This is a genomic window from Enterococcus columbae DSM 7374 = ATCC 51263 (assembly GCF_000406925.1).
In the GTDB taxonomy this organism is placed as follows: Bacteria; Bacillota; Bacilli; order Lactobacillales; family Enterococcaceae; genus Enterococcus_E; species Enterococcus_E columbae.
Genome location: NZ_KE136350.1, coordinates 33,567 through 46,464, shown reverse-complemented (window position 1 = coordinate 46,464; position 12,898 = coordinate 33,567). Strand labels below are relative to the sequence as shown.

13 protein-coding genes are annotated in these 12,898 nt (G+C 36.6%); 7 read left to right on the top strand and 6 right to left on the bottom strand.

The annotated features are described in order from the left end of the window. Positions 1-20 precede the first annotated feature (20 nt). Positions 21-1,379, bottom strand: a complete 1,359-nt coding sequence (locus tag RK02_RS09395; protein WP_016182232.1) for an ISL3 family transposase — start codon at positions 1,377-1,379, stop codon at positions 21-23. A 675-nt stretch (positions 1,380-2,054) separates the two neighbouring features. Here RK02_RS09395 and RK02_RS09390 point away from each other — a divergent pair. Beyond that, complete coding sequence (locus tag RK02_RS09390) at positions 2,055-2,321, top strand: hypothetical protein (protein WP_016184003.1); 267 nt, start codon at positions 2,055-2,057, stop codon at positions 2,319-2,321. A 339-nt stretch (positions 2,322-2,660) separates the two neighbouring features. On the opposite strand, the gene RK02_RS09385 is transcribed toward RK02_RS09390, so the two are convergent. From RK02_RS09385 to RK02_RS09380, 3 genes are all read right to left on the bottom strand, one after another. Then, complete coding sequence (locus RK02_RS09385; RefSeq protein WP_016184002.1) at positions 2,661-2,843, bottom strand: hypothetical protein; 183 nt, start codon at positions 2,841-2,843, stop codon at positions 2,661-2,663. Between the two features lie 122 nt (positions 2,844-2,965). After that, positions 2,966-3,100 carry a putative holin-like toxin gene (locus RK02_RS12475; protein WP_018451684.1) on the bottom strand — a complete coding sequence of 45 codons (135 nt, stop codon included), beginning with the start codon at positions 3,098-3,100 and terminating at the stop codon, positions 2,966-2,968. Between the two features lie 778 nt (positions 3,101-3,878). Beyond that, positions 3,879-4,349, bottom strand: coding sequence for a hypothetical protein (locus RK02_RS09380; RefSeq protein WP_016184001.1), 471 nt, complete (start codon positions 4,347-4,349; stop codon positions 3,879-3,881). A 245-nt stretch (positions 4,350-4,594) separates the two neighbouring features. Between RK02_RS09380 and RK02_RS09375 the strand changes: the two genes are divergently transcribed. The 6 genes from RK02_RS09375 to RK02_RS09350 all read left to right on the top strand — a co-directional run bounded on the left by RK02_RS09375 (position 4,595) and on the right by RK02_RS09350 (position 10,880). Continuing rightward, on the top strand, positions 4,595-4,957 hold the full coding sequence (locus tag RK02_RS09375; protein ID WP_245555756.1) for a BlaI/MecI/CopY family transcriptional regulator: 363 nt from the start codon (positions 4,595-4,597) through the stop codon (positions 4,955-4,957). 2 nt (positions 4,958-4,959) lie between these two features. Continuing rightward, a complete protein-coding gene (locus tag RK02_RS09370; RefSeq protein WP_016183999.1) occupies positions 4,960-6,084 on the top strand; it encodes a M56 family metallopeptidase in 1,125 nt (374 codons plus the stop codon). Between the two features lie 187 nt (positions 6,085-6,271). Beyond that, positions 6,272-6,712: a hypothetical protein gene (locus RK02_RS09365; RefSeq protein ID WP_016183998.1), complete on the top strand. Its 441-nt coding sequence runs from the start codon at positions 6,272-6,274 to the stop codon at positions 6,710-6,712. A gap of 14 nt (positions 6,713-6,726) precedes the next feature. Next, entirely contained in the window at positions 6,727-7,506 is a 780-nt protein-coding gene (locus RK02_RS09360) for a DUF6681 family protein (RefSeq protein WP_016183997.1), read from the top strand. Positions 7,507-7,641: 135 nt separating this feature from the next. Continuing rightward, positions 7,642-7,971 (top strand): hypothetical protein, encoded by a 330-nt coding sequence (locus RK02_RS09355; protein WP_016183996.1) that lies wholly within the window; start codon positions 7,642-7,644, stop codon positions 7,969-7,971. A gap of 464 nt (positions 7,972-8,435) precedes the next feature. Continuing rightward, on the top strand, positions 8,436-10,880 hold the full coding sequence (locus RK02_RS09350; protein ID WP_016183995.1) for a heavy metal translocating P-type ATPase: 2,445 nt from the start codon (positions 8,436-8,438) through the stop codon (positions 10,878-10,880). Between the two features lie 228 nt (positions 10,881-11,108). Here RK02_RS09350 and RK02_RS09345 read toward each other — a convergent pair whose 3' ends face one another. Further along, on the bottom strand, positions 11,109-11,492 hold the full coding sequence (locus tag RK02_RS09345; protein ID WP_245555754.1) for a hypothetical protein: 384 nt from the start codon (positions 11,490-11,492) through the stop codon (positions 11,109-11,111). 329 nt (positions 11,493-11,821) lie between these two features. After that, complete coding sequence (locus RK02_RS09340; protein ID WP_016183993.1) at positions 11,822-12,868, bottom strand: LLM class flavin-dependent oxidoreductase; 1,047 nt, start codon at positions 12,866-12,868, stop codon at positions 11,822-11,824. Between the last annotated feature and the right edge of the window lie 30 nt (positions 12,869-12,898).

The window sequence follows — 12,898 nt, the reverse complement described above, 5'->3', positions numbered from 1 at the left end:
AGTCTGATTGAGAAAGAGATTTAGGCGGATTTCTCCCCACAATTTCTTTTAGTTGGTTGTTTTGTATGCCAATTTTCTTCGTATAAAAAGATTCTTCTTCGCATATTACTAAAGTTTCTAAATCCAAAAGCCACTCGCTGAAAGACCTTGATTAAATTGTTTTTCCCTTCTAATTTTCCGTTGGAGTAAGGGGATTGTATCGCATTTTTTATAGCGTGTGTATGTTTGATTAAATATTTCAGCGATTTTTTAAAGGCTATATCTAAGTCTTCAGGTAGCGTGTGAAGAATATGGAAGAATTCGTCTAGCTGCTTTTGATGAAAACAAGCAAGTAGCTCTTGATAAATCTGGTAACACTGTCTGAATGCATCATCAAAACTAAGTAACGTATCCACCACCTCAGTCTGTGTCACATATCTTCGATCGAATAAGGGATATTGTACATATTTCTCAAAGTTTAAGTGATCTTCAGGCATTAAAAGCAACTTCCAATAGCGTTTGAATTTATTGTAAGCACGTTGATTTTTATAGCGCAATGCTTTCATCACTTGAATTCTTTTTTTATTCAACGCTCGAGTGAGTTGTTGGATAATATGGAAACGATCAATGACAATTGATGCATTGGGCAATACTTCTTTAATGACATAAGGATAAGCGGCATTCATATCCATGACCACATATTTGACACGATTTCGACTTTCCAAACTAAAACGTAGAAAAAAGTCTTTAATTACGAAATTTCTGCGATCGTCTAAAATATCAATGATTTTCCCGGATTGTCCATCACTTAAAATAAAGCACATTTTCCCGTTACAATCGCTCGTTCCTTTGAATTCATCAATGAGCAGGCATTCTGGTAGTTGCATATGGTAAGGATTTAGCTCATAAGAGTAAGACTTTAAGATTCGTTCAACTGATTTAGGCGAGACAAAATAGCGCTTGGCGATATCCGTCATTGCACATTTTTGCTTCAAATCATGTAGGATAGCGAATTTCAATGCATTTGAAAGATAGCAACGTTCATCAACGATGTTTGTCGTAGCGGAAAACGTTTGTCCGCACGCTTTACAACGATAACGTTGCTTGTATAAACGCAGGTAGGTCGGCACATTTTGATAAGGAATCATTTGAATCAAACTAGCTTTAGGCGTATGCTTAATAACCGTACCTGACTTTCCACAAGAAGAACAACAATGGGGATTTTCAGGGTAGGAAAGCAAACCAGAAAAGACTTTAGAAAACACGCCATGGACCTTCTCGTCAGAAAATGCGTAAGCATAAGCAGGAAAAGTAATATGTTTATCCTTAATATTTAGGATATTTTTGATAAGATTCGTTGTACTTGCACAAGTTTTTTTGATATTATGTAAGAAAGACATCATGTTTCACTCCTTAATGGTTTTGGTCGACTTAATTATAGAGGAAACAGATGTCTTTTTCTATTGTTTCAAACAAAAAAAGATATTCAGCGTTATCCTCAATTTGAGTAACAACACTAAATATCATAGAACCTCAAAAAGTCCAGGATGATTCCTGGGCTTTTTTTTTGGCAATGGATTTGAAAGTGTTGAAATTGACTCAATAGTTCCATCTTAAGACTTAGGCACGGTTCATAAAGCCTTGCTATAATCTAAGTAACAATACTATTAGGAGTGTATCGGCGATGGAGGGTAAGTATAAGGCGAATTTTGTAGTGGAGATAGTTGAATGTCTGTTCACCTTGATAGGTGAAGTCGTATTTGCTTTACTAGATTGATGTAAGCCCAAAGTTTTGCATAGCAAAGATAAAAAAGTCTATCCTTTTTAAAATGGGGATAGACTTTTTCTTCGTGGGTGTAAAAATTGCGCATGACAAAATTTCACGCAAAACTATTGCATAAATTTTTAAATTTGTGCAGTGGTTGCGGGAGAAAAGTAGTTAAATGAAAAATTAGCTAGGAATCTTTTCTGTTTTTTAAAAATATTTCCAATATAAATAAATATGATGTATAATAATGATAGGAATAGTGCTACAAATTCAACAAATAAATGTGTAATTAAAAAGGAGTGATTTGATGAAGAAATATGTTGTATTTATTTTAGGGATAATGGTTGCTGCGTTGACTTGGATTCCAAGTGTACGCTTGTTTTTGACAGATTCTTCTTTTGGCACATGGTTTGTTTGTCTTTTGGCCATTGTTGTTTGTTTAGCTGCCCTTTATCTTCAAAAAAAGGAACGTAGCTTTTGGAATATTTGTTCATTTATTTTAGGTCTAAGTCCGTTATTATTTGTCCTTTTGGTCACTGTATTGCTTAAATTTGGCTTACCTTTTGCCCCATAATAGAAAGTGGTGAGATAGATGGATTGGTTATATTTGTTGCTTGGTATTCTAGGCATCGGCGCCTTTGCTTTAGGCTTTTCAAAGATGCCAGCAATTTTAGACGAATGGCGTAAGTATACTAACAAATAGTGATTGATCAATATTTTTGAGTTGTCGCTAGCTTTGAGGCAGCATAAACATTTTGATGATGATAGGTTAACAGGTTATACAAGATATACAATAGCCTAAAGACAAGCTATTTCTGAAGATACCGCTAGGAAAGCAATCAGAAAAGTCATTATTCAATTTTACTAAGCATAGATATATTGGAATATAAAAAAGGGTTAGTCGAAAAATAGGCTAGCCCTTTAATTGTTCGCGTCTTTCTTTGATGTAGCTTTCAAATAATTGTAAATCTTCCTCAGTGGCATATTTTAAAATGAATAGTTTGCCTGATCGCTTATACGCTTGCTGATTGGTTTTTTCTCTGTTCTTTTCTCTATACTTACGGTTGGCGATGGTTTGCTTGTTTTCTGATTGCATCGCTTGCACCTCTTTTCTAAACATGATATATTGTAAATAGAAGAAGGTTAGCACCGTTTGAAGACGGTAGCGATAGATTTTTTTGACTAAATAGCCGTAAACCCTGCTAAAAGTTTAGACGGCTATTTTTTATTGTCTTTATTATTGTTCACTAGCACGATTAACGTTGCAAAAGCAATCATTAGGCTAAGTGCTTCATAAACAGACATCTTGCAAATTCCTTTCTTTAGAATGCGTTGCCAAGTTTTTACACTCATAAGCACCACCCCCAGAAATGAGAATTGCTAACCGTCTTTAACTTTACTAACCTTATGAGTACATTATGATGTATACGGTAAATATATGCAATAGTTTTTGAGCTATTTTTTCGCTTAGTTGGTGCAATACTAACTAGGCTTTTTTGTGAAACGAACTTAAAAAAAGGTGCAGAAGATTATTGCCATATCAATGTTTAGATAGGTTGCACCTATTGAGTGGGTGCAATTTGTTTAATGAATGAATACGGTGTATAATGTAATTGAGGAATAGAAGTAGAAAAATATCGGTCGCACACGCACCAATTCGTTGGTATCTGAGAGGTGGGGAAGGGCCGTCCCACCTATTCCTTGAGGCACTTAGAATGATCTAGGTGTTTTTTTATTTGCTTGTTTTTGCCTTAGATTGCTGAATCGTTTCAACGTTGAGAGCATTTCTATCCTTCAACCGTTTAGAAACGTGTTGGCTATTATATCTGAGAATATAAAAAAAGAAAGTGACCGTCAGCACAGGGTTACAAGATCCGATGGTGCCAGGATCACTTTCTAAATTAATTATGTCAAAATAGCTTATGATTTCAATATTAGGGATAAGGTGGTATGTGTGTTTATCATCGCTATATTTAAAAATCCTCAAAATCTGGTTGTATTAATCGTTTGTTAGTAGATATTTATTTTTGCTTGTTAGGTGCAATGGTTTTAGATGAATGGGCAAAGTATAGAAAGCTTGAAAAAAGGCTGAGTCTTCTTTATTTAGTCAAGAAGATTCAGCCTTTGTGAGTTATTTGGTGATGGTTTTAGAAATCAGCCACACTTGGCCTTTGGTCGCTTTTTGTGGTTCCTTTAATTCGTCTTTTTGATTTGTCAGAATGATATAACCTAATTGATTTTTTGCTTTGCTTGTTACAAAAGCGGAATATTTAAATTTTTGATCTAAGGTGTGTTTATTTACTTTTTCTTTACTCTTGCTGTCTAAATTCGTTAAGGTCAGTTGATAGCGATCGGTCTTTACTTGGATGTCTAAGCGATATTTGACAGTGACTGGCGTAGTATCTTTGACAATTTGGATAATCGGAATGGGTTGACTAGAAGGGTTTACTCCAGTGCTAACTATTTCAAGGCCTTCGTTTTCCTTCACACTAAAGGTAAAGGAAGCTTGTTGTTTCGGCTGTTGTTTTTGATAAATGATGCCACCAACAATAATTAGTACGATTACTACTAACCCGATAAGGATATTTCGACGCTTTTTCATGTTTCATTCCTCCTTAGAATCGAATATATTTTTTTATGTTAATCACTTAAGTTTATTGTAACCGTTTTTTTCTTGATAAACAAGCCTTTTGTTATTCGACTTCAAAGATAAATAACAGGAATATTTCGTCTTTTTTGCTTTTAGATTGAATGATTAGTTAATGTCTAGTAACTATTATCAGAAAGTTGAACTTTAGATTCATATATAATAAAATATATCCGAAATGTATTTGAAAGGAAAATGAAATGATGAAATTTACCAAAAAAGAACAGGAAGTCCTAGAGGTTTTTTGGCAAGCCAATCGTCCCTTATGCGTGAGAGATATACTTGACATCAATCCTAAACTCAATAAGAATACGGTTCCTGTTGTTGTAAAAAAATTGAGTGATCGAGGATGTTTAGCAGTCGAATCCATTCAAAAAGTAGCCAAAACTTTTGCACAATACTATATTCCGACGATCACCAAGGAAGAATATGTAACGCAACAGTTTACTAAGAAAAATTTTCAGCATTTGTTTGCTAACTTTGTGAAGAAGGAAGACAATGTAGAGGAATTAAAACAGTTAGCACAGTTGATTAATGAACGTATGAATCAATTGGAGGAGTAAGGGTGATTATTTCTTTTGCAGCGATTTTTACTTCATTAGTCACAGTATCGGTTTTAGTTGGCTTACTAGCGCTTATATTACATGTGAATAGGTATGGCTTCAAATTTAGATATGAATATGTATTGTTTATATGTTTTGCAATCATCGGGAGATTATTGATTCCGTTTGAGTGGCCTTGGACCTATACACTACTTTCTCAAAAAATAATGCCACCGATTTATAATTTTTTTCATCAAAAAATTTATCAGCAGATTTCTTTAATGGATATCTTATTAATGATTTGGTTGGTAGGAGCTAGTTATTTCCTTTTAAGAGAGCTGAATAATCTTAGAAAAATTGCTCGATTTAGTCGAATTTTACCTAATCAGCTCACCAAGTACCAGCAAGATTTTCCTTTTTTGGCTGATTCCTCATTACAGGGTGTGTACCAGTTAACTGAATTTGCCGAACCTTTAGTGATGAATCCTTTTCAGTCGGCTATTTATTTGCCTACGCTTGAGTATAGTCAAGAAGAATTATCGTTTATTTTGCTACACGAAATGCAACATATAAAAAATAAAGATTTGTATCTTAAATTTTTTGTACAGCTTTTAGTGATTGTTTATTGGTGGTTCCCTGGAGTCTATCTATTACGGTCAATGTTTGATTACATTTTAGAATTGCGTGTTGACCATCAAGTAACCCAGCATTTTTCTGATAAAAAGAAGCTGTGTTATTTACAGGCTTTGGTCAGTGTAGCTAGGAAAATTCCTAATTCTAAGCCAAAATATTTGAGTAATACTGCTAGTCAGTTTACTTTAAGAAAAGAAAATTTGTTACAAAAGCGGATTTCCTTTTACTTTGAAGATGAGGTTAGGAAAAAATATCGTATTTTGATGTTGATTCCAGTGATTTTTGTTGTGTTAGCTATGCCTAGTGTCGTTTTTCAACCATATACGCCAGCTAAATCAGATCCTAAAGAGCATATTTATAGTGAAACAGACATGGAGCAATATTTGTATATTGTGCATACCAAAGAGGGTAAATATTATCTGCATTCGAAAAAAACGCAGCAACAATTAGCGTCAATCAGTCAAAAAGCCGTTCGCAGTTATCCTTTTACCAAATTACAATTAATTGAAGAATAATTATTTTAACGATTCCCACTCATTATTTTGAGGGGAATTTTTGACTTTTTTAGGACTTAAATTGAATCAAAAGGTTAATTTTTTATTATGGTCTTTAAGAGTCTGCTAAAGTTAGAGCAGTCTACTTGTTTTAATCAGTTAATCGGCGTATAACTAGAAGGAAAATAAGTAAAGAAGGGAACGTTCAGTGAAAAAAGTACCTCCAATTCTAAAGCCGATTGCGGTGTTAACGAGTGCGGTTTTAATTGCGACGACGACAGGAATCATCAATTCATCGAGTTATCGTCAGGTTAATGCAACACCAACAACCACTACCACCACGCAGTCAACCGTTAATAGTACCAATAAAACCCAAACGACTGATAGTACGAAAGAGGCGACGACCACAACGACGCAATCTAGTGAAACAACTGGTGATTCAACCAAACAAGCTACCACACCAAAAACGGATAATAAAAAAGCAACGACTGGTCAGGATACGACGAATAGTAGTGCTGATCAGACAACCAAAGATAGCCAAGTAACAAATGAGGATGCAAACCAAGCAAATCAAGGCTCAGCAACAAGTAGCGATAGTTCGACTACTACTGAGTCAACAACGGATAGTACAGTAACAAATAATCAATAAGGAGGGGAAGAGTGATGACATTATTAATTGATTTAATTAGTTCTTTTCATAAATTTCTAGGTTATTTAGAAATTAGTCCGAAATATCTAAATCGTGCCTATACGATTCTAAGTGTTTTCCCAACTCTTTATATTTTACGGATTATTTACGGCTTATGGTTAAATCAGCATTACGGTCAATTTTTGTTATACAGTGCAGTATTTCTAATTTTAGTCTATTTTATCGTGCTCAATACTTTATACTATTTCTTCAATCGTAATTCTAAGTTTGATATCACGCAATTATTTGCCAAATATCTGCCTGAGGATGCGTTAAATATTCAGGATACCAATGAGAAGAAGAAAACCAAAACCCAGTCAGATTTAGCGATTACGGAAGTGGCCATTGATTTTAGACGCGATCACCATTTACTTTTAGAAGAAACCATTGAGCAATGTCTCAATGCAGGCATTTTAACCAAACGTACCACCAAAGAAGGCTATGTTTTGCCTAAAGATACGCTATTTCCATTTTATGATATTAGCAAAATCGGTACGCAAGAGTATGTCATTCGTATCGGGACCAGTTATCAACGTTTGTTTGAAATCGGCCGAGTCAGAATCTCATCAGCAGAAGAAGCGCTAAAACCGGTGGGACTATTTATCCGTGGGGGCGATTTTTATATGAATAATCGACTATTCCATGAGCCTTATACATTAAAATTATTGATTCATCAACCAACACAGCAACAGATTCAAGCTGACAAAACAACCACGCTTTCCAGACAAAGTCGCCGTCAATTGAGACACCAGTAAGCAAAAGATTGAGAAAAAATATTCTTTCATTAGAATAGCGAAAGGTGAGCGATAAGTACTTATTGCTTCCCCTTAGCTATTTTTTGATAGTGCTTTTGTTTCGTCTTTAGTATAATGGCTTTGAGGTGAACAGGAATGTTTGAAGCTTTTCAAGAAATGAATTTACATGTAGTAGAATTGCCGATTAGCTTAGATGAGCAGCAACTACCAGTATACTCGGCTTATATACAAGAATATCCTTTCATGCAGGCGAGTGCTTCCTCTAAGCAGGCATTAAACGGTGCATTGATGACGATTTACTATCAATGGTTAGAAGAGCAAAAGAAATTATACACTACTTATGATGAACAAGAGCAAGAGGAAATGACTTCCTCACTTTTGAGTTATGAGGAATTACTAAAATATTATGATGGAGAACAATTTGATGGCTTTGCATGGTCCGACGATTTACTCTCTAAAAAATAAACGATAGAGCAGACTTCTAGTCATAAGAAGGACTGCTCTATTTTTTAGTTTATTTCATTTTTTTGTAAATCTTATACAGCAAGACACATATCACAGCTTGTAAAATGACTGGCACTAGACCAAAAAGATAATTCAAAAACATCATACCAGAAACAAAATAGCTTCCCATCATCGTTGTTCACAACCTTTCGTGTTTGATCAAAAATTGATCGACCTTAAAGTAACCGTTGAACCAATAGTATATCTGCTAGTTCTATTATATCATGAAAACGTTTTTTTTGCGTAGATTATCACTACAGCTAATCTTATTTAGTCATTTTTTGGAAAATTTGGTTGAAAATATTTGACGAGAAGCCATTTTCTGCGTAAGATGATAATAAAGATTACAAATGTAGACGATTTTCCAAAAGAAAGGCAATCAGTCATTTCGTCTGCATAACCAATATAGAAAAGAAGGGATTTTAATGAATCACGCAACATATACCATTAAGGGCATGCACTGTGCCTCTTGTGCGCAAAACGTTGAGCGGACGGTCGGCAAACTAGCCGGTGTGCAGTCAGCGAATGTGAACTTAGCAACGGAAAGATTAACCGTTGACTATCAACCCGAGACAACTTCCTTAGATCAAATGGCTGAGGCGGTTAAGGGGATTGGCTTTGAGCTGGTCAAGCCTGAAAAACAGGAAATTTTTGCCATTAAAGGCATGAGCTGTGCTTCTTGTGCTGCCAAAATTGAGCAAGCGACACGCAAATTACCAGGAGTAGCTAGTGCGAATGTGAATTTAGCTACTGAGCAATTAAGTATCGATTATGATCATCAAACCTTAACCGCTAATGAGATTATCCAAGCTGTTCAGGAAGCAGGTTATCAAGCGTCAAAGTTAGTCAATCAGGATAAAGAAGCCTTGAAAGCGGAGAAATTAGCTGAGATTAAGCAGATGTGGCAGCGTTTTTGGTTTTCGGCACTATTTACCATCCCTTTATTATATTTGTCGATGGGTGAGATGATTGGGTTACCCTTACCAGCAGTGATTGCGCCAATGCATGCGCCAAAAATCTTTGTAAGCTTACAGTTATTACTCACGCTGCCTGTGTTATATTTTGGTCGTAAGTTTTATCTTGTTGGCTTTAAATTATTATTTAAAGGTCATCCAAATATGGATTCATTGGTTGCTTTGGGTACCAGTGCTGCGTTTATCTATAGTTTAGTTGGTACGTTAGCTGTTTATCAAGGCAATACCGCTTTTTCCATGCATTTATATTATGAATCCGCTGCTGTGATTTTAACCTTGATTACTTTGGGAAAAACTTTTGAAGCTATTAGTAAAGGCAAGACCTCTGAAGCGATTAAGGAATTATTAGCTTTAGCACCTAAAAAAGCAGTAGTTATCAAAGATGGAAAGGAAAAATTAGTCGATATTGCCCAAGTTCAAGTTGGGGACATCCTCTTAGTGAAACCAGGTGAAAAGATTCCGGTGGATGGGAAAATTATTGAAGGTCAAAGCAGTGTCGATGAATCCATGCTAACCGGAGAAAGCTTACCAGTCACCAAAAAGATTGGCGATACGGTAATTGGTGCTTCTTTGAATAAAACAGGTAGCTTTCAGTTTGCAGCAACCAAAGTCGGTGAAGATACAACGCTGGCGCAAATCGTTCAATTAGTTGAAGAAGCGCAAGGGAGTAAGGCGCCGATTGCGAAATTAGCCGATCAAGTGTCCGCTGTGTTTGTACCAATCGTCATGATCTTAGCGCTCTTAGCTGGCTTAGCTTGGTTGATTTTTGGTCATACTGGTTTAGTCTTTGCATTAACAATTATGATTTCAGTGTTAGTCATCGCTTGTCCTTGTGCGCTTGGCTTAGCTACCCCAACTGCAATTATGGTTGGAACGGGTAAAGGGGCACAATTAGGGATTTTATTTAAAAACGGTGAAGCCTTAGAAACAGCGCAAGCGGTGGATACCATTGTTTTAGATAAGACGGGTACGATTACCAAGGGCCACCCTGAATTGCGTGAGCTCGTCACTTTTACCTCAATGTCTAAAGAGGAAATGCTTTATTTAGCTGCTAGTGTGGAAAAACGTTCTGAACATCCACTTGCGCAAGCGATTTTGCACGCTGCTAGTCAGGCTGAAATTGTTTTAGGAAAGGCGCAAGCAGTCGATACCTTGACTGGTCAAGGCATCCAAGCAACTGTTGATCATCACCAAGTATTACTAGGGAATGAACGATTTATGCAAGTCAATTCGATCGCTACTGAAGCACATCAGGCTACTGTCAATCGTTTAGCTAGTCAAGGTAATACAGTCATGTATGTAGCAGTTGATCAACAATTAGTTGGTGTATTAGCCGTTAGTGATCCAATTAAAGCAAGTAGCCCACAAGCAATCCAAGCGTTGCAAAAACTTGGTTTAGAGGTAATTATGCTAACGGGGGATAATGAGCAAACAGCTAAAGCAATTGCCAAGCAAGCCGGTATTCAACAAGTCATCAGTCAAGTGCTACCTGATCAAAAAGCGCAAGTCATTCAACAACTACAAGCTAAAGGGAAAAAGGTCGCAATGGTTGGTGATGGGATTAATGATGCCCCTGCCTTAGTTCAAGCCGAAGTGGGGATTGCTATTGGTACCGGTACAGATATCGCCATTGAAGCCGGGGATATTGTCTTGATGCGAGGCGATTTACAAGGGGTGGTTGCTTCTCTTCGTTTAAGTAAGGCCACCATGCGCAATATTAAGGAAAATCTATTCTGGGCATTTGCTTATAATGTGTTAGGAATTCCGGTAGCGATGGGGATTTTACATCTTTTCGGTGGTCCATTGTTAAATCCAATGTTGGCTGGTGCTGCCATGAGCTTTAGCTCGGTATCAGTATTATTAAATGCTTTACGACTTAAACGCTTTAAAGCGTAAAGGCGATTCGTAAAGGCGATTAGAGAGAGATTGAGGATGACCTAAAAGTCCAGTATAAAAATTGAATAATAAAATAATCCGAATGTTCATCAATAATTTTATCAAAAATTAAGGTGAACATTCGGATTCTTATTTTCTTAAATTTCTATTTGCTGACTTGTCAATCAGCACCGCTTTTTATGCTAAGGATGATTGACTTGTCAAACAGAGCTTGTATTTATCTACGCATCATTTCACTAGAAAAGTATAGAGATAATAAGCAAATGGTGCCATCAAACATAGCCATAGTGCTTTACCAGCTAAGCTATACGGATTGAAGCTAGCTCCCCAACCAATATCACGAGCATGCCAGATAAATAAGCCACTGTATTTTGTATATTTCCCCTTAAACTTAATATAAGCACAAATATACATCGCTATTATTGCCAGGATAACGCAAAGATTGGCAATAATACCAAAGCTTGTTGCTATTCTCTCGCCTTTGTGTGCGACATAGCATAGATAGAAGATAAAAGCGACAATACCAAGAAGATAGCATAGGTATTTACTAATAATAAAAGTTTGCTTAGCTGAAGTTGTTTTTTTAGTTGGGTCTAATTTCACTTTACTCATCTCCAATGAATGAATGGATTCTAATACATCGCTTGCTATTTAAGTAGCGTTAGAATAAGGAATGTCTAAACATTTCATTCGTTAGCTAGTGATGCAAGTAAACAAATCACACGAGTCTTTTTCAAAATTGGCTGCACGATTATTCGTCTATAGTTTACTCTTTATACCCGAATAGTCAAGGCTATCTAAGGCTGCTTTTCAAGTTGGTTTATCTAATGAGGTTCTTCAAGTTGAACAGCTACGAGCAAATAAGCTCTGGGCTGGGGAAATAAGCAGAATAGCAAGTTTTTCTCCCAACCAAGCTTATTTACCTTTTAGTTTTACGAGCATTAAGGTTGCTTAGAAAAATAATGTTTCACACGTGGAGCGACTTCTTCACCGTATAGCTGAATGGCTTGTAGCGTTTGATCATGTGGCATTGAGCCAACTGGCAGATGGAGCATGAAACGCTGTAGCTTCAACTGTTCGATTAACTGAATCATCTTGTTGGCGACGTGTTCTGGATTACCGACTAACATCGCACCTTCCGGACCAACGGCTTGCAGATATTGGGCTTTAGACATTGGTTGCCAGTGTGGTCGTTCACTAGCTAATTGGTCGGTTAGGGTTTTGGTTGGATGAAAGTAGCTTTCGATGGCAGTCTCTTGATCTGGCGCAATCCAACCCCAAGAGTGGGCACCGACTTTCATTTGACTTAAATCATGCTGATAGTGCTTGGCTACGCGATAATAATAATCAATTAGTGGTTTAAAATGATAAGGATTGCCACCGATAATGGCATAAACAATTGGTAAACCAAGACTAGCGATACGTAAGGTCGAGTCAGGCGAGCCACCTGTTGCGACCCAGATTGGCAGTTTTTCTTGCGTTGCTCTAGGATAGACTGGTCGATTGTCGACACTTTGCGTGAAATTGCCTTGCCAGTTTAATTGGGTAGCGTCATTGATTTTTAAAAGCATCGCTAGTTTTTCGTTAAATAATTCATCATAATCCGTTAATTGATAACCAAATAAAGGAAATGATTCGATAAAAGAACCACGTCCAGCCATAATTTCTGCTCGACCATTGGCTAGGGCATCGATGGTTGCATATTGTTGATACACACGAACAGGATCACTTGATGAAAGAATGGTTACGGCACTAGATAGACGAATATTTTTGGTATTCACCGCGCCGGCAGCTAGAATAATTTCTGGTGCAGATACCGCAAAATCTGCGCGATGATGCTCACCAATTGCGTAAACATCTAATCCTACCTGATCAGCTAATTCGATTTCTTTTACTAGCTGCTGAATTCTTTCTTGGTGACTAGGTGCTTGTTGAGTTGCTTCTAAAGGAGTCGTTTCGCCAAAAGTAGAAATGCCCAATTCAATCATATTTATTTCCTCTTTTCACTTGTATTTTGT